General features: G+C 48.3%; 18 protein-coding genes and 1 tRNA gene. 2 read left to right on the top strand and 17 right to left on the bottom strand.

All coding sequences use genetic code 11. From position 1 onward, the window contains the following. Window positions 1-44: 44 nt before the first annotated feature. From NX722_RS04785 to NX722_RS04865, 17 genes are all read right to left on the bottom strand, one after another. Complete coding sequence (locus tag NX722_RS04785) at window positions 45-2369, bottom strand: hypothetical protein (protein ID WP_262566956.1); 2325 nt, start codon at window positions 2367-2369, stop codon at window positions 45-47. A 147-nt stretch (window positions 2370-2516) separates the two neighbouring features. Further along, complete coding sequence (gene modC / locus NX722_RS04790; protein ID WP_262566957.1) at window positions 2517-3602, bottom strand: molybdenum ABC transporter ATP-binding protein; 1086 nt, start codon at window positions 3600-3602, stop codon at window positions 2517-2519. Next, a complete protein-coding gene (modB, locus tag NX722_RS04795) occupies window positions 3602-4264 on the bottom strand; it encodes a molybdate ABC transporter permease subunit (protein ID WP_262566958.1) in 663 nt (220 codons plus the stop codon). The genes modC and modB overlap by 1 nt, the downstream gene beginning before the upstream one ends. 15 nt (window positions 4265-4279) lie before the next feature. Continuing rightward, complete coding sequence (gene modA, locus NX722_RS04800) at window positions 4280-5053, bottom strand: molybdate ABC transporter substrate-binding protein (RefSeq protein WP_262566959.1); 774 nt, start codon at window positions 5051-5053, stop codon at window positions 4280-4282. Then, window positions 5041-5499, bottom strand: a complete 459-nt coding sequence (gene moaE / locus NX722_RS04805; RefSeq protein ID WP_262566960.1) for a molybdopterin synthase catalytic subunit MoaE — start codon at window positions 5497-5499, stop codon at window positions 5041-5043. Before moaE ends, modA begins: the two co-directional genes overlap by 13 nt. 2 nt (window positions 5500-5501) lie before the next feature. Beyond that, complete coding sequence (gene moaD, locus NX722_RS04810; RefSeq protein WP_262566961.1) at window positions 5502-5753, bottom strand: molybdopterin converting factor subunit 1; 252 nt, start codon at window positions 5751-5753, stop codon at window positions 5502-5504. Window positions 5754-5786: 33 nt separating this feature from the next. Beyond that, complete coding sequence (gene moaC, locus NX722_RS04815; protein ID WP_262566962.1) at window positions 5787-6260, bottom strand: cyclic pyranopterin monophosphate synthase MoaC; 474 nt, start codon at window positions 6258-6260, stop codon at window positions 5787-5789. Beyond that, window positions 6257-6781, bottom strand: coding sequence for a molybdenum cofactor biosynthesis protein B (moaB, locus tag NX722_RS04820; protein ID WP_262566963.1), 525 nt, complete (start codon window positions 6779-6781; stop codon window positions 6257-6259). The genes moaC and moaB overlap by 4 nt, the downstream gene beginning before the upstream one ends. Window positions 6782-6833: 52 nt before the next feature. After that, on the bottom strand, window positions 6834-7520 hold the full coding sequence (mobA, locus tag NX722_RS04825; RefSeq protein WP_262566964.1) for a molybdenum cofactor guanylyltransferase: 687 nt from the start codon (window positions 7518-7520) through the stop codon (window positions 6834-6836). 10 nt (window positions 7521-7530) lie between these two features. Further along, entirely contained in the window at window positions 7531-8520 is a 990-nt protein-coding gene (locus NX722_RS04830) for a hydrolase (RefSeq protein ID WP_262566965.1), read from the bottom strand. Between the two features lie 140 nt (window positions 8521-8660). Next, window positions 8661-10706, bottom strand: coding sequence for a hypothetical protein (locus tag NX722_RS04835; protein ID WP_262566966.1), 2046 nt, complete (start codon window positions 10704-10706; stop codon window positions 8661-8663). A 207-nt stretch (window positions 10707-10913) separates the two neighbouring features. Beyond that, window positions 10914-11366 (bottom strand): IS1 family transposase, encoded by a 453-nt coding sequence (locus tag NX722_RS04840; protein WP_262566540.1) that lies wholly within the window; start codon window positions 11364-11366, stop codon window positions 10914-10916. A 16-nt stretch (window positions 11367-11382) separates the two neighbouring features. After that, complete coding sequence (locus NX722_RS04845) at window positions 11383-11676, bottom strand: IS1-like element transposase (RefSeq protein ID WP_262566541.1); 294 nt, start codon at window positions 11674-11676, stop codon at window positions 11383-11385. Between the two features lie 61 nt (window positions 11677-11737). After that, window positions 11738-12565 carry a crotonase/enoyl-CoA hydratase family protein gene (locus tag NX722_RS04850; protein ID WP_262566967.1) on the bottom strand — a complete coding sequence of 276 codons (828 nt, stop codon included), beginning with the start codon at window positions 12563-12565 and terminating at the stop codon, window positions 11738-11740. Between the two features lie 162 nt (window positions 12566-12727). Continuing rightward, window positions 12728-13318: a putative adhesin gene (locus tag NX722_RS04855; protein ID WP_262566968.1), complete on the bottom strand. Its 591-nt coding sequence runs from the start codon at window positions 13316-13318 to the stop codon at window positions 12728-12730. A gap of 80 nt (window positions 13319-13398) precedes the next feature. Then, window positions 13399-13485: transfer RNA gene (locus NX722_RS04860), tRNA-Leu, on the bottom strand. A 381-nt stretch (window positions 13486-13866) separates the two neighbouring features. Then, window positions 13867-15267: an IS1380 family transposase gene (locus NX722_RS04865; RefSeq protein WP_262563762.1), complete on the bottom strand. Its 1401-nt coding sequence runs from the start codon at window positions 15265-15267 to the stop codon at window positions 13867-13869. A 296-nt stretch (window positions 15268-15563) separates the two neighbouring features. Here NX722_RS04865 and queA point away from each other — a divergent pair, with 296 nt between their 5' ends. Continuing rightward, the gene (gene queA, locus NX722_RS04870; protein ID WP_262566969.1) at window positions 15564-16592 is read left to right on the top strand and encodes a tRNA preQ1(34) S-adenosylmethionine ribosyltransferase-isomerase QueA; all 1029 of its coding nucleotides are present in this window, start codon (window positions 15564-15566) and stop codon (window positions 16590-16592) included. 176 nt (window positions 16593-16768) lie between these two features. Further along, complete coding sequence (tgt, locus tag NX722_RS04875) at window positions 16769-17884, top strand: tRNA guanosine(34) transglycosylase Tgt (RefSeq protein WP_262566970.1); 1116 nt, start codon at window positions 16769-16771, stop codon at window positions 17882-17884. Window positions 17885-17940: the final 56 nt, after the last annotated feature.

The raw sequence follows: 17940 nt of genomic DNA on the forward strand, positions 1-17940 counted from the left end.
ATGAAATCAAATAGGGTCGAGTACTTAGCAGTAAAGACTGATTTTCATAACGCACAAGCGGAGTCTTGTTGAGGGCTGGAAGACAAACGTTTGCGATCTATCAGCTGTTTTGAAGACTTCAGTTTGTCATTCAGAGGTTTAAGGCACTGATTCAGCTGATCGCCGACACTTTCAAGGCATTGTATATTCTGATCAATATTTTTCCGGTCGTTAACAAGCTTCCTGCCCTGTTTACCTCCTTTCAGATGGGTTTTTAGCAATTTGCCCCTTTCGTCATAGATAATTTGAGCATTGGTGCAGCAGTCAGCAATTTTATTCATATTGGAAGTCAATACCTGTGTTTGGGTATAAAGCTGATCCAGTGCCTCTAAAAATTCTGGGTCAATATCTGTTTCTGCGGTGATGGTTTCAACTGTCTGATTAAATGATTCGGTCATGCTTTCAATCAATTGAAATAATGATTGTGATGTAGAGAGTTCTTTTATCGATTTAATAAACTTGTCCAGCATCTCTCTGTCTGGTAACTGGTCTGTAGATGATCCTGATGAGGCTTGCCTTATTAATGCGCCGTATCTATAAACTGTACACACGTCTTCAGAGCTTTGGTATACCTGTCTGGACAAAACCACCCTGACCAGATCGGCGTAACAATACAAGGCCTGAGCTTTGTGAATTTTACTGGTTGCCGGGTTATTGATTAATGGAAAAAGGATATCTGATATTTCACGAAGAGACTTTTTATTAGTAAAGGCATCCAAAGCTTCGATAATAGCCGAAGGAAGTGGTTGTTCTGCGTCAGGTGTTGGTACTGGCATTGGAACTGCTATCGCTTGTGCCTGCTCCTGTTGAAGTGGTCTTTGTTTTCTTTGAGCATCTTCAACTCGTTTTTTTCGGTTGCTTGCTAGTTTTTCATTCTTCTGCCTGGCTTTAAGTGCCTCTTTTTGCTCATCAACAACCAAACTGAGCCTGGTATTGTTAAGAGTTTTCATAATGCAGTCAAATTCTAAGAGTACAATATGGATAGGTAGTTGATACTCTATTGCAAAAATATCATTTAAAGACTTTTGATCTTGTGCGGAAACGTCATTATGTTCAATGACATTGATAATAATTTGATTGAGTGTTGATGCAATATTTTTTATTTGAGAAACCTTCTTAGGGTTTTCTTTAGATTCCTTGTTTTCACAAAGTGCGCGAAATGTCTGCCTGCAGTTGCACATTAGCGATAATACATCTGTTGTATCTAAATTATTCTCCTGAGCCTTTAATAATAAAAAGTCTAATAATTTCTGAACAGTTTGTAAGTCTTCGAGGGCAATACAGATGTTGATGATCTGCTTTAAATGGAAACTGCTCAATTCTTCCGGGTTGACCTGTTGCATCCACTTTGAAAAGCCTTCACTATTTTTACTTATTAGCTCAGTTAAGGCTTGTTGATTGGTGGTGTTGCTATAACATGTAACAGCCTGGCTTAGTAAACTTGTCATCATCTTATTATCATTGTTGTAAGATTCTGATAATTCCCGTATGTCCTCGTCTATTTTCTTTAACTCTTGTGTTAAAGTACTTTTTTCTTCACTCTGCTTTTTAGTCTCTTTTAGTAAATCACTCTTTTTCCGGGATAGCTCTTTTTTTTCTTCCAATAGCTTGTGTTGCACATTGATTAGTTCTAATGTTTCTGAAATGAACGTTTCATAATGGCGGTATGTGTCCACTCTGGACGGAAATGCAGGCATATTTTCTAAATGCATGCAGTAAGCTTTCAGGCGGTTTTTGCATAATTCACTGTATAGTGCTGTCATATTATGGGAATGTTCCCAAAATGCTAGCTTTGCTGTTTGCTGATCTACTGAGAATTTATTGTATTGCGATGTGCTCATCCTGCCTGAGCCACCCCTCGGATTGTAGTGAGACGAAAAACTGGTGCGAAGGTTATTGAAAAGCTTTATGTGATCATCAAGCATTGTTTTCATGGTGGCCATTGCTTCAACCTTGATCTTTGATTCCGGAGAATATCCAGTTTCAGGATCATAACTAAAAACGAAGGTGTAGAGTTCGTTGTCTTCCACGTATTGCTTGATGTGGTTTATTGATTTTATCAACAAGGTTTGATCCTTGCTTTTGTGCTGATTACAGATTTTCCGATGTTGCAGCAAAACGTCGTTTTGTTTTGTCTTGAATGCCTGATAGTCAGCAGAACCTGCTGGTCTGAGTGAGGAGGGTTGAGTCGGTTCTTTCGTTTCGACAGAGCGACCACACTGACTTCCGGTTGTTGCTTTTGGCTTTCTTTTTTTCTTTTTCTTTTTCTGTTCAGTGGTCGGGTTAACCTCGGGTAATGGTGAGCCTGATCCGGCAGCTGGTGCATCCATAATAAACGTCCATTTTAATGATTATCCTTTAATCCTGTGTCAGCAGCTAGTGCAGCTAAGTGCTAAAAACCATGCATGCAAAACCTTCGTCATCTCCGCTGCTTTCGTTTTTGTTAGAGGGCAATAAGCTGAAAAAGTTCCCGGGGTTTAGACCACTTCCAGCCCTGATGCCTTAAAGCAGGCGAACACTGTATTGCCAGCAGACAGTTTTAATGTATCAAAGGATTTTCGCGTTATCTGGCAGATCAGTTCCTGCTCGCCAAGACTCAGGGAGAGCAGTACATGATGATGCCCCTGCTCCTGTAAACTGGCAATGTGGACAGGTATACAGTTCTGGATGCTGGATGCCTTTAAAGGCTCCAGAGTCAGGCTGATTTCACTGGCTGGCACCACCACCCTTACAGTGGTTCCTGGTGGGTGGCTGTTCAGTTGACCTGCGTACAGCCTGTGTTGATCGACCTTTATTGTTGTAAGCCCGTAGTGTGGATCGTGCTTCAATACGGTGGCATCCAGCGCTGACAAAGGCTGGTCGCTGTTATCCTGTTCCTCCAACCGGTTAAGCAAGTGTCGGCAGATGCCTTTTTCAATGACCTGTCCCTGGTGCATCAGCAACAGGTTGTCTGCCAGTCTTGCCACTTCTTCTTTAGAATGACTGACAAAAACGACGGGGATTTTGAACTCCCGCTGAATCTGTTTCAGGCAGGGCATTATGCTGAGTCGGGAAGACCAGTCCAGAGAAGCCAGAGGTTCGTCCATTAACAGCAGGGAAGGGGCGTTAAGCAGCGTGCGGGCAATGGCAACCCGCTGTTTTTCCCCGCCGGACAGTTTATCCACCGTTCGCTCCAGCAGATGTCCGATACCCATCTGCTGAATGATGTGAGAAAAAGACAGCGCCGCCTGATTCGGGTTAGCCCGTTTACGGGCAAACTGAAGGTTGCCCATCACATTCAGGTGCGGAAACAGTCTCGCCTCCTGAAAAATATACCCAATGCCCCGCTGCTCTGGAGGTAAAAAAATACCCTGTTCTGAATCAAGCCATGTGCGACCGTTACAGATTATCCGGCCCTGTACGCCGGTTTCCAGCCCGGCAAGACAGCGTAACAGTGACGTTTTTCCGCACCCGGATGATCCCATGATTCCCCAGATGCCGTTCAATGTCAGGCTCTGATCCAGACTGATATGAAAGTGATCCCTGGGCAGGTCCAGCGTAAATTGCAGGCTGTTGTTATCCATCAACGTTGATTCCCCCGACGATCAATACTGTACAGCACAACCAGTAAGGCCATGGCAAAGGCAAGCAGACCGCCGGCGATGGTGTGGGCGGTTTCAAACTGCTGGGTTTCCACCGCATCAAACAGGGCGATGGATAATACCTGAGTTTCACCGGGAATATTGCCGCCAATCATTAAGACCACACCAAACTCACCAACGGTATGGGCAAAACCCATGCAGGCAGCCAGAAGCAGGGCGCGCTGGGTGTTGGGCAGAACAATCGTCATGAAACGATCCAGACGACAGGCGCCCAGCATTGCAGCCGCTTCGAGCAGTCCATGATCCAGCTGCTCAAAAGATCGCTGCAATGGTTGTACGACAAAAGGCAGGGAGTACAGTACCGAAGCGACCACCAGACCGGAAAAGCTAAACGCCAATGTAGAGCCAGTCATGCTCAGCCAGAGCTGTCCCGGAGGGTTGTTGGGCGAAAAGGCCAGCAGCAGGTAAAAGCCCAGTACTGTTGGTGGTAAAACCAGCGGCAATCCAACCAGTGCTTCAATCACCGGTCGCAGCCGACTGCGCATAGTAGAAAGCTTCCATGCCAGGGGAATGCCAGTCACCATTAAAATCAGAGTGGTGGTTAACGCCAGTTTCAGGGTCAGCCAGACTGCTGCTGATAACATAAGTCGCCAGTTTCCTTACTTTGCGGGTCGGTATCCGTGATTGGCAATATAGGCCTGACTGGTGTCACTGAGCAGAAAGTCCCTGAAGGTTTTAGCCAGAGGCTGTTTGCTTTGCTTCAGCAGTACCAGTTCCTGCCGGATCGGGGCGTAGTAATCTTTGGGGATTTCCAGCAAGTGGCTTTCGGGTTGATCCATAACCTGAGACTTTGCAACCAGACCCAGACTGACATTACCACTGGCTACAAACTGCCACGTCTGCTGAATGTTAGCCCCCTGAACCAGTCTGCCCTGATAGCTTTGCCAGAGGTGCATCTTTTCCAGAGCCTGCTGTGCCGCAAGACCATAGGGTGCCAGTGTCGGATTAGCAATAGCCAGTCGCTCTTTGTTTTGCTCCAGAGTATTCAGACTCACGGGGCTGTCCGACGTACTCCATAACACCAGACGACCATAGGCGTAAGGTTCACGACTGCCGGGAACGATTAAGTCATCTTGCTCCAGCCTTGCGGGGCGTTCTGCATCGGCTGAGAGGAACAGGTCAAAAGGTGCGCCATTGCTGATCTGGTTATAGAGAGTGCCGGATGAGGCCGATGAAACCAGCACTTTACTATCGTGCTGCTGTTCGAACTCCCTTGCCAGTTTGTCAATAACGGGTTTGAAATTAGCGGCCACCGCCAGTCTGAGGTTGGCGGCGTTAGCAATCGGGCTGACCAGTGTCGTCAATAGTGCTACCAGGAGTGCCAGACCGCACAGGACAGTTTTTAAAGCTTGACTCTGTACTAGTCTTTCCATCGTTGTACTGCATCCTTATCGCACTGTCGCTCTTCAATCCACCGGTCACCTTCTGGTGTTGTTTCCTTTTTCCAGAAAGGCGCACGGGTTTTCAGGTAGTCCATAATAAAATCGCAGGCGGCAAAGGCGTCCTGTCGATGCGCACTGGCCGTGCCGACAAAGACAATGTGGTCTGTGGGGTGGAGCTGGCCGATCCGGTGTATAACGCTAACGCCGTACAGTGACCAGCGCTCGCTGGCTTCTTCCGCTATGGCCTGCAAAGCGCTTTCGGTCATGCCCGGATAATGTTCCAGGTATAACCCACTGACCTGATCGTCCAGGTTATTGTCCCGCACCAGTCCGGTAAAGGTGACAACCCCACCCACGGCAGCATTATCAGACAACCTTGCCTGCTCCTGAGCAGAGTCAAAATCCTCGCTTTGGACAGAAATATAAACAGCAGTCATGATTATCCCCCTGTCACTGGCGGGAAGAATGCGACTTCATCACCGTCTTTTAATTCAGCATTATGGCGGGTCATGGTTTGATTTAATGCAACGAGGGTTCGGCTGTCTTCCATAATTTCACGCCAGTCGTCGCCTTTTTCAGACAACTGCTGCCGTAGCGCCGACAGGTTAGCAGGTTGCTCTTCGGGGGGGAGTGCCAGCTCATTGCAGCTCAGTTGCTCGCGGTAGCTGGCGAAAAATAATACTTTCATCATAGGACTTACATCGTTTAGTTTATTCCAACCTGTTTAATCAGCCACATAGTGACCGCTTTTGCCCCCACTTTTTTCCAGAACACGAAGACCATCAATCTGCATGTCTTTGTCTGCGGCTTTGCACATATCGTAAATGGTTAAAGCTGCTACCGAGGCGGCGGTGAGGGCTTCCATTTCGACACCGGTCTTGCCACTTAAACGACAGCAGCTTTCAATACGAATGCGGTTGTGTTCCGGTTCAATCTCAAACTCGATACCAATGTAATTCAGCATCAGCGGGTGACATAACGGAATCAGTGTGCCGCACTGTTTGGCAGCCTGGATACCGGCAATGCGTGCAACGGCAAGAACATCGCCTTTTTTCAGGCCATTATCCTGCACCAGAGCCAGAGTTTGGGGTTTCATGGTGATATAGGCTTCGGCCCTGGCTTCACGACGGGTTGCGTCTTTATCGCCAACATCGACCATGCTGGCTTTGCCCCGGGCATCGGTATGGGTCAGGCTCATTGGGTGACGGTCTTCAGTTGTTCAACAAAGTTACAGGGACGGTGTCTGCTGTCCAGCTGCTCTTTAATAATGCCCTGCCAGGCGGTTTTGCAGGCATTGTTAGAGCCAGGCATAACAAAGGTAATGGTGCCATTGGCAAAACCGGCAACGGTTCTGGATTGAATGGTCGAAGTGCCAATCTGTTCATAAGACAGTTGGCGGAACAGCTCACCATAGCCGTCTACTTGTTTGTCAAACAGTGGCAGAACGGCTTCCGGCGTACTGTCTCGGCCAGAGAAACCGGTGCCTCCGGTAATCAGGACGGCCTGAACGTTGTCTGAAGCAATCCAGCGGGACAGCACTTCACGGATTTTGTAGATATCGTCTTTTACTATCGCCTTGTCTGCCAGAATATGGCCTTCAGACTTCAGCTGCTCGACCAGCAGGTGGCCTGACGTATCGTTGTCTTCGGTACGAGTGTCGGAAACAGTCAGAACCGCGATATGCAGTGGAATGAATTCTGAAACTTGGTTGTGAGCCATGGAATCTCCCTGTTGTGACTAGTACTCTATGAACACTCTTTATGAGTACTCTTTATGAGTACTCTTTATGAGCGCTCTGGCTCCGGACATAGGTCTGGCAGGCCTGCCACTCTTCCGGAGTGTTGGTGTTCCTGAACAGCGTTGCCTGTTCCGGAGCAGGCAGGGGAACCGCCCTGCCATCCAGATGTCTGAGCAAACGCCGGATCGAGTAATCTTTTCGGTCAGGACTGTTAATAGCCTGTCTGACCGTTTCCCGCAAACGTGTATTCACCGGCAGGCAAACGGGCAGTGTGAAGTCCTGAAAATAGCAGGCTGTCTTGTTCTGACTGCTGTAGTCTGCCAGATACTTCAATGACTCTGCCGACAGCAGCGGCATATCAACCGGCACCACTAGCAGACTGTTTAACAGACAATCGTTGTCCGGTATATCAAACAGTGCTGCATGAATGCCGCTAAGAGGCCCCCGGTTTGGCAGCCGGTCGGTGACGGTTTTGCCAAACTGCTGAGAGGCCATCTGGCTGTTGCCACTGATCAGAACCGGGTCTGCACCGGCTGCTGCCAGTTTGTCAGCCATTGCCAGAAACAGCGGTTTGTCCTGCCATTCCAGCAGGGCTTTGTTGCGACCCATTCTGGACGACTTTCCGCCAGCCAGAACCAGCCCGTATAAACGACTCATAGGGCGTTTTCTAAACCATTTTTCCTGATAGGCGGATACTAACAGAGTCAGTGCCGATGACATAGGTCTCAGCTCAACAGGGTGACGGTTTGTGCTCTGCCAGAAATTCCGGAATACGTTGCTCCAGCCAGTAGTTCAGATGATTTGGACGTCCGCCTATGAATCCCAGATGGCCGCCTCGTCGGGTCAGTTCCAGTTGCGTGCTGTCGGACAGCTCTTCTGGCTTTGGCACGCTGTCGGGTGTCATAAAAGGATCGTCACTGGAATGGATAATCAGGGTCGGGCTGGCAATGCCTTCCAGATAAAACCGGCAGCTGGCTTTGCGATAGTAGTCGTTACCACTCAGGAAACCATGCAGGGCTGCGGTGACGTAGTGGTCAAAGGCTTCAAAGGTTTTCAGGTAGCCATAAGCGGTGAACTGTTGCAGCTCTTTTGCCCGGTCATTCCAGCCCTGCTGCCGGAAAAATAGCAGCTTGTCGTGCATTTTCCGGTGCATATCGTTGAGGAATCGATTGCGATATATACGACTGGCACCCAGGTTCATTTGCCGGGCGCAGTGATCCAGACGAAAGGGTACTGATACAGCCACTGCGGCAGACAGCAGGCTGCTACTGCCTTCTTCTCCCTGGTATTTCAGCAGAACATTGCCACCCAGTGAATAGCCCACAGCTATCAGCTGTTTATGCGGGTGCTGTTGCTTAAGATGTTTCAGCACTCCTCTGAGTTCCTGACTGTCCCCCGAATGATAACTGCGGGGCAGCAGGTTAGGCTCACCACTGCACCCTCTGAAATTGATACAGACCGATTGTATACCCTGCTGGTCAAGGCGGGTTTGTAGTCCTGTGATGTATTTGGACTCGGAACTGCCGGTTAAGCCGTGTAGCAAAACGGTCAGACGGTCAGACTGCTCAGGCCCGTACCAGTCGAGATGAATAAAATCATCGTCGTCTGTCTTGAACCGCTCCCGCCGACGTTTAAGCGACTGGGTTTTGCGAAACAGTGGCGTCCATATCGTTTGCAGGTGTGGGCTTTTCAGGCCGGGGCAGGGGGAAAATGGAAGCATAGGCGCTCAGTTCAGAGGTCCAGAGGTCTGTCGTGTACTCAGGCACTGAATCGAAAGAGTACTCGTATTTGCTGAGGATAGAGCTTTTTATGGGAATTTGAAATGCTTCCAGTCGCTTTTGGTATTTCCGTTCCTCTTAGCTACGGCGTGACAGGTTGAGCGCCAAAGCGTTGTAGTTCTTTTATCATGTCTGTGTCGTTTTCTGCCTGAGCCCGGGATAAACGTTCATTCAGTTCGTATGGCCGTGGGCTGGCGTTAATATATTTTATCCACTGTCTGGCAGAGGTAAAGTTCCTGTTCTCAACAGCGGCCCAGAAGCCGGTGTTTCGTTCTTCTTTGGTGAACTTAACATCAACTTTCTTTCCTGCTCTTTTCCACTTTTTGGCTGCCAGAACGTCGCCTGCTGTTGCGGCACGGCTGAAACCGGATTTAATGCAGTCTGGATCTGGTTTTAACCCTAAAGTTAAAAAAGTTTCTACGAGCTGCGGGGCGTTATGCTCGACTGCCTGGGCAAAGCTTTGATTAAGCACAGCCTCGTTCGTCTTGAAAAGTTGCTTCCACGCCTCAGCCTTTTCCTGTTCGGCAGGTTTGCTTTTGCTGATGGTGCGGCCCGGATTATAAAAATGGCAGAGTCCATCAAAGTCTCCGGTATCAAAGTCTCTGGCAACAGGTCTGGCTCCGTGATCGAGCCAGATTTTTGCCTCAGAAGGGTCATTTCGGCTGGCGGCTTGCCTGAAAAAAGAGTTGCAGGTGTTAGCGTCTGGTTGAGCGCCAGATTCCATCACTATTTTGGTGAGCTCTTTGTAGTACACCGGGTCAGTAATGAAGCCCAGTAAAACATTAAGCTCAGCAGGAGGTAAGTCTACTTTATAATTTTTCCAGTCTTTGACAAGGTAATAATCCTGTTGTTTTACAGCGATGCTGAAACAAGCATTAATCACTTCTTTAGTGGCTTCTGCGCCATTTTTTATCAGTGTCAAAGCTAGTCTGGAGTGGTTTTTGGCAACTGCCTGGTTGAGCAATTCCCTGAGTTCTTCGGTGCCCGGTTTTGCTCCAAGCTCTACCAGGGTTGAAATCATAGTGTGGTCGTTTCTCTCAGCAGCCTTTCTGAGCAGGGTATTGAGTTCTTCAATATCCGGATCAGCTCCAAGTGATTTCCATTCTTTGGCTTGGGTAAAGTGCCCCGTCGCGACTGCATTTCTGAAGCCGTTATAGAGGTGTTCAGTACCTGGTTCAATACCCATTTTCTTTAGCGACTTGATAGCCGTTGAATCATAGTTATCAGCAAATTCTTTGAAAACACCACTCCAGTCCTCAGCGGTTGGTTTGGCACCCCACTTCAGTAACAGACGAACCATCGGCATTTGCTGGTTTTTCGCCGCCTCTGTGCAGTAAGAGTTCAGCTCCTCAGTGGGCAACCCGGCATTCTGGTCTTTCAACGTTTCAGCCCAGTCCATATCATTGCTTTTAATGGCCTCTCTAAAGTGGTGGTTGGTTGTGTCCGCACAGAGGTTGGCACCCTGTCTAACCAGAATTTTGAGCAAATTCAGGTGGTTTTGATCGGAGGCCTTTTCAGCTAGTGCGCTGAGTTCCTCAGATTCAAGCGTTGCTCCGATTTCGAATAATTCCTTTACGTTACTCAGGCGATTCTCTTCGATCGACAAGCGGAGCAGTTCGCTGAGTTCCTCATTAGTAATGGTTGCTCCTGCATCAAGCCAGAAGCCGCTGCTACAGGTATCAAAGTCAGTTTCAAACCTCATTCGCAGGCATTCATTTTGAATGGCTGGAACCCAGCGAGAACCTTTGTGTTGCTCCAGCATTTGCTTTTTATCCGGCTCACCCGGAATGTAACGGGCGTTTCTAACCAGCGTACACTCCAGCAAAAGCCGGTCTTCCTCAGAAACCGGGTTGGAGTATTGGCAGGTCGGACAGGTTGGTTCTAATCCTCTGTAACGCAGAGATTTACTGACCAGACATTTACTGAAATGTTTTATCAGACAACTTTTATGGAACAGATGGTTGCACAGTGTTTGGGTAACGTCCGCTTTGCAGACGGATCGCTTCAGCCTGCTTTCAGTGACGTCTGTTTTATGGCACAGAGAGCAGCCTTCCTGTTTGAAGGTTGAGAACTGATCGTCGGTTATTCCGACAGTATATGCAGGTGATAAGGGAGGTGTTCCATTCATAATTCCAGACTGTCCTGTATTTCGTTCCATGATAAATGTTGTGACGTTTTCTAAGACAGTCAGCTGGTTTGTTAGTTCCGTTGACGTGGAATTCTGATTGTGCTGATCAGGTTTGTTGATGTCTGGCAGGCTAGCGCAGCCTGTCTTTTTTCAGGATCAGGTCAGGGGCGGGGTGACCGTCCATAACTCGGTAGTGGGGCAAACCTGTTATATTTCATGGATGTCAATGCCAAATTCGATTTTGTTGATCAACAGGCCAATAACAATATCGTGCATTTGTTCTAACTTTGAAAAGCATATTGTCTTTCTGGCCAGACGCTTAATCCAAGTTCTAAAATTCAGGTTTTTACGTTCAATTTTCTGAGTATTTTCTTTTCCAATGATGTGTCTGCTTTCGTCGAGATTACGTTCATAGGCTCCCCAATCATCAGTATAAAATTTCTTGATACCAAATGGTTCAAGAAGCTCTTTTAGTTTTTTGAAAACCTCATCCTTTCGTTTCCCAAAAACGTAAGCCAAAACAGTATTGGTCGCATGATCAACTGCATGCCAAAGCCAACGCTGGTTACTTTTTTCAAACACATACGACCACTGTTCATCTATCTCAGCCTCTTGGCAGGCACGGCCTACGTGAATCACAGCACCCGTTCCAAGATCCATTTTCTGAATATTTGGATTAACTTGAACTAAGCCTTTCTCTTTTTTTTAATGTGTTTATTACTGTTTTTTTATTGATTCCCAAAACCCTGCTTGTATCCCTGATGCCGCCACCATTAATTGCCATATCGACGACTTTTTCTTTAACGCCTGGCTCATAAGCTTTATACCGGTACTCAAGCATAAAGGACTTGGTTTCACATTCAGCATTACAGCAAAAGTAGCGAGGAACATTATGAACACTGTAACCAAAGCTTTTAACATCATTACCGCCACATTTCGGGCAGTGAACTGGTGTGGAGCACATTTTCATATCGCACCATGACAAATACGGCATACGCCGTATTTTAGCAAACAACTACAAAATATCAGGTTTACCCCACTACCCATAACTCATCAAACTCTGGCTCGGTTTTCATGACACTGGCCTGCAGGGCAACAGCCATTTCACCGGGTTGGAACATACCGCTTTGCCAGGTCGCCATGTACTTCAGACCATCGGCAACTGAATGATCCCGGGCAAAATTCATCATTTCCTTGCTGCCGGAAACCGCCAGAGGCGAGTTGCTGGCTATTTGTCGTGCAATTTCCATCACCTGCTGCATCATGGTGTTTTTATCGGCGTAAACCGAATTGACCAGGCCGCTGCGCAGGGCTTCTGCAGATGAGAGTTTACGCCCGGTATAAGCCAGCTCCCTTGCCAGGCCTTCCGGAATGATTTTTGGCAGACGCTGCAGAACGCCAAGGTCTGCCGTCATACCCAATCGAGTTTCTTTGACCGAAAAGTAAGCGTCTTCTGTTGCATAGCGACAATCGGCAGCGCTGATCAGGTTAATACCACCACCAATGCAGCCCCCGTGAATGGCAGTAAGAACCGGAATTCGGATGGTCTCCATGGCGGTGAAGCAATCCTGTAACTGCATCACCATTCTTCTGAGGTTTTCTTTCCGTCTTCCTTCTTCACCGGAAACCAGTTTGGCGGGTGGGTTCATAAATACCTCAAGGTCCATGCCTGCACAGAACATGGAACCAGTACCTGAGATCACAATAACCCGCGCGCTGGCTTCGGCGTCAATGGTGCGCAATACGTCCGGAAATTCATGCCAGAAATCCAGGTTCATGGCATTGCGCTTGTCAGGGCGGTTCAGCTCTATGGAGGCAATGCCGGCTTCAATGGTGACAAGGAGGCTTTTATAGGCCATTTCATTATTCCGTTTCTTATTATTTTCCGTCGTCAACAATAAGAAGCTGCGGACAGGCTGTCAATCGTGTTGGTGCTGCTATTGAGATTGATAACAAAATTTCTGCTATGACTGGATATAGATGCGGTGACGTCTGCCTGTTGTCCTTTATTGTTCAGGCTGTCAGCTGGAAGGGGTAATGTTGTGATAGCCCGGAGTGTATTCGATTTCAGGTGTTCCGTATTCGTGACGGCAGAACGTGCAGTGAATTCTGGGGTAGATTCGTCCTGTGCGAGACAGTATGGCAAGCACTTCTTTCAGTGTTGTGTCCGCAGGGCCTGACGGTTCTGTAGTGACAATATCAAGAAAGCGAAAAGGGTGATGGATGCTGAGGCCGGCTGAGTGACAACGGTTAGCGGTAAGGTGATTCTTTACTTGTTGATCTGTCGTATAGGGCATTCCATCTACTACGTGTCCAAGATCGTAATTGATCACGGACTCACCGGGCATGACAGCCTCAAGGGGTGGGTATTTCCACTTCATATAAGGTTCAAGCTCTGTGTTGGTAGCCGTTCCGTGTGGTGCATAAAAATACAAGGTAGTCCAGAGTGGGATTTTAAAGCGATGCACCCCTGTTATGAAACGGGCGAAGGCCATACAGCTGCGACTGCCCCATACTCCGCCATGAGCTGCAATCAGCAGGTTTTGTGCATTGCCGTCAAAAAGTTCCGAAGTGTATAACTTCAGCTTCCCTTCCAGTACCGCTATGTTCATGATGACCCATTCCGATCCGGCAGCTTGCAGGGCTGAAATAGATACAAAAAAGCCCTGAAAATTCAGGGCTTCGTTATATATGGTACCAGTGGTCGGACTCGAACCGACACGCCCGCAAAGGCAACGGATTTTGAATCCGTCATGTCTACCAATTCCATCACACTGGCAGAACGTTGTGGAAAGCCATTGGCTGTCCCGTTCAGATGCTGCGTAGTATACAGAAATCCTTTAGGTTATCAACAGGTTGCCTGTTTGGCTTTTAACGGATCTCACGGGCTTCTCCATTCGTAGCCTCTCATTGGAAGCTAAGCGACCTTTGCAGGTTAGCCCGAATATTTCATAAATGAGCAACAAGTTCCGGAAAAAACATCCCATTCTGATTTTTTCGGAGGTCTGTTGCTCTACTGTCCATGAAAAAGGTATTACAACCCGAACTCACCATTAATTCGGATGTTTTTTGATCAGCACCTGCTTTTTCAGGACAACAGAATTCCCCAACACTCTTTCTGTTGGTCGCTATTTTATTCTGATTGAGTTTATGAAGCTGACTATCCCGGTCGAGGCAGCGGCATTGAATAAAAGACTTCGGTTATATGCTGCAAAAGCCCTTTTATTGGACAGCTGCGGGGCAAGTGAAGTTTGATTCGGTCTTTATACTCAACCACTTTAACCGCGACCTTACAAAGTTTTGTGATCACGGTTGATGGCTGTGCCTTTTCCAGCTCCGTACCTTTCAGTGCCTTGGTTCTCAGCTCATAGTGAAGAACATAAGCAGCGCAGGCGTAAAACATTCTCAGGTGATTTGCCAGAAAGCCTTGATCTGACAAGCGATCACCGGACAAATCACTTTTCAGATGCTTAATGAAGTTCTCATCCTGCCCTCTGGGACAATAAAGGTCTTCATATATTTCCTCGGGGGAAGCCTCCATCATCGAAGTCACAATAAAGCGGGGATTGTCGCCTTTCTGGTTGACCTCTGCCTTATAGATTATCCGGGTGTCCAGCCCTTTCCAGCTTTTTGCCTGATAGTCCGTTTCTCCGTAGAGCCTGAGTCGCTCAGGCTCTGGCATGTTGTTCAGTTTTGCCAGCCCGGTTTTAACGTCGAGAGCTTTCCGCGCTTCATCCAGCAACTCTTTGGCTTTAGGTCGCAAGGCCGTCTTGTGTCCTGCGCCTTTTCCCAGCACGTAGTCGGAGTGAGGGTCATCCTGAACAACCTGCATTAACTCTGGTTGGGCAAAGTGGCTATCCCCACGAACCAGTAAATGGGTTTTCGGCCATCTTGTACGGATCAGCTTAATGAGGCGCTGGAGAATAGCTGCATTCTCTCGGCCTGTGGGTGTTTTTCCAGGACGCAGGATCGAAGTGATCAGCTTGCCGCTGAGCCCCTCAAAGATCATTAAGGGCAAGTAACAGTAGTCTTGATATTTGGCGTTGAACAGGTTCATCTGCTGGCCGCCATGGGTGATAGCAGGCGTATGATCCAGGTCGATAATGATGGCTAATGGCGGGTATTCATAACTGCTGATGAAGTGATCAGCCAGTGCTTTGGTCATATTATAAATATCCCGTTTGGTCATGGACTGACCAAGCCTTGTATACGTTGGAGCGGAAGCCAGATGGTTATCATCGTCCAGTGGGTTTCTTCCATTGGCAAGCTTAAAGATTGGGTCTTTACGCAGATGGTTGCTGTCGTTTGCATCTTCATAACCACAGGCCATTTGCAAAACTCTTTGGGCAATGAGTTCTTGCAGGGTGTGGTCGATGTAGGATTGATGACGTTTATCGTCAATGCCGTCAGTCAGCCTGGATATGATACCGCTGTGAAGCATTGTTTCACGTAGCATCAGGGCGCCAAAATCAGAGGATAATTCTCCGCCATTGAAGTCTGCCCGGATAGTTTTTCCGTTGGAGGGGTGAAAACGAAGCTGTTCTTGTGTAAATTTGTTCATGGCAAGTTCCGGTTTGCTTCTTCCGAAGCATTTTTTTGGTCGACCCAATTATATCAAGTGATTGGGCGGAACTTGCCTCTTTTTATGAAATATCCGGGTTAGGGTGGAGAAATTCGTGAGGCAATATTTTCTATTCTGATAGAGCAGCGATCTGACTCTCGGTTGGGCGAGGCTTTACGGCGAAACTGGTAAAGTCTGGGCTTCGTTGTCGAAAGTATTTATCACGCCTGACACACAGCCTGCTTTGCAGTATCCTTCACGACCTTCCCTGTAACTTGTAGATAGAACACACGTTCATGCGCGTCAGTGATTTTGATTTTGATCTGCCCGATGAGCAGATCGCCCGTTTTCCCGCCGAGGAAAGAACCGGAAGCCGCCTGTTATGCCTTGATGGTGACTCGGGCAAGATTGCTCATCGCCAGTTTGCAGACATAGAAAGCTTTTTGAATCCCGGTGACCTGCTGGTGATGAACAATACCCGGGTAATTCCTGCCCGGCTGTTTGGTCGCAAGGAAACCGGAGGTAAGCTGGAAGTATTGATTGAGCGGGTACTGGAAGAGAAAAAGGTACTGGCTCATGTGCGCTCCAGTAAATCACCCAAACCCGGTAGTCGCATCTATCTGGCAGATGACAACATAACGGCAGAGGTGTCAGGACGTCAGGGTACGATGTTCCTGATCGACTTTGACGAGCCGGTGCTGCCCCAGTTGCAGACATTCGGACACATGCCGCTGCCTCCTTATATTGATCGTGAAGATGGCAGTGCTGACCGGCTGCGTTATCAGACCGTTTTTGCTGAAAAAGACGGTGCGGTAGCAGCGCCAACAGCAGGTTTGCACTTTGACGAAGCTCTGCTGGAACGACTGGAACAGAAAGGCGTTAATAAGGCATTTGTTACCTTGCACGTTGGTTCGGGTACCTTCCAGCCAGTACGGGTGGATGATATTGCTGACCATGAGATGCATTCAGAGTATATCGAAGTTTCTGAAGAGGTTTGTCAGGCGGTTCGTGAAACCCGCGCCCGGGGTAATAAAGTGGTAGCCGTAGGTACAACGTCTGTTCGCAGTCTGGAATCAGCCTCTGCATCCGGTGACATACAGCCATTTACCGGCGATACCGACATCTTTATCTACCCGGGGTACCCGTTCCGCTCGGTGGATGCCATGATCACCAACTTCCATTTGCCGCAGTCCACACTGCTGATGCTGGTCAGCGCTTTCTCCGGGCAGGAAGCCATTCTTAATGCTTATAACGAAGCAGTAAAAGAAGGGTATCGCTTCTTCAGTTATGGTGACGCTATGTGGCTAACCAGAAAAGAAGGTTAACCAGACAGCGTAGTTGACCGGAAAAAGTGGTTGACCGGAAAAAGCGGTTGCCCCGCATGACCAGCCCTTGAAGTTCACAGGGTTTGTACCCATTAATCCCCCTATTGCCTGAATACAGCCGTTGCCTGAAGTGCTGCGGCTGAAACGAGAGAATCATGAAAAGAGAAGAATGTTTCATGCAGTTCGAGCGTCTTGCCACTGATGGCAAGGCTCGACGCGGTCGACTGACGTTCCCGCGCGGAACCGTTGAAACGCCATGCTTTATGCCAGTGGGTACTTACGGCACCGTAAAAGGCATGATGCCGGATGACATTAAAAAGATTGGTGCCGAGATTATTCTGGGTAACACCTTCCACCTGATGTTGCGTCCTGGCACAGAGGTTATAAAAGAACACGGAGACCTGCATGACTTTAACCAGTGGGACGGACCGATCCTGACCGACTCCGGTGGTTTTCAGGTGTTCAGCCTGGGCAAGATGCGCAAGATTACCGAAGAAGGTGTGTCATTCCGTTCTCCAGTGGATGGTGCCAAAGTGTTCCTGAGTCCTGAAATATCCATGCAGGTGCAGAAAGACCTGGGTTCTGACATCGTCATGATTTTTGACGAATGCACCGACGGTGAGGCGGCTGAGAAGGAAGCGGAAGAATCCATGGAGCTGTCCCTGCGCTGGGCGGCTCGCTCCAGGGCGGCCCATGGCGATAGCCCTTCGGCACTGTTCGGTATTATTCAGGGCGGTATGTTTGAGCATTTGCGTGATCGCTCCATGAACGCGCTGGTGGATATCGGCTTTGATGGTTACGCCATTGGTGGCTTGTCTGTGGGTGAGAGTAAAGAAGATATGATGCGCATCCTGTCTCACACGGCTCACCAGATTCCGGATGAGTATCCCCGTTACCTGATGGGCGTGGGCAAGCCGGAAGATATTGTAGAATCGGTGCGCCGTGGTGTCGATATGTTTGACTGCGTAATGCCTACCCGCAATGCCCGTAATGGTCACCTGTTTACCGATACCGGTGTGATCAAGATTCGCAACGCTGTCCACAAACGTGATACCTCTCCGCTTGAAGAGAACTGTGACTGCTACACTTGCCAGAATTTCAGTCGTGCTTACCTGCATCATCTCGATAAGTGCGGAGAAATTCTGGGGTCAATGCTGAATACCATTCATAACCTGCGTTATTACCAGCGTGTAATGGCTGGATTGCGGGAGGCGATTGAACAAGGTAAATTGGACGCCTTTGTAAACGAATTTTACCAGAAGCGCAGCCAGCCGGTTCCTCCGCTGGATTAATATCGCCTGTTGGTAGCTGTTTTTTTACCAAAGTGCTGTTGTTCTCATTGTGGCTT

This window comes from Endozoicomonas gorgoniicola, from assembly GCF_025562715.2.
GTDB lineage: Bacteria > Pseudomonadota > Gammaproteobacteria > Pseudomonadales > Endozoicomonadaceae > Endozoicomonas_A > Endozoicomonas_A gorgoniicola.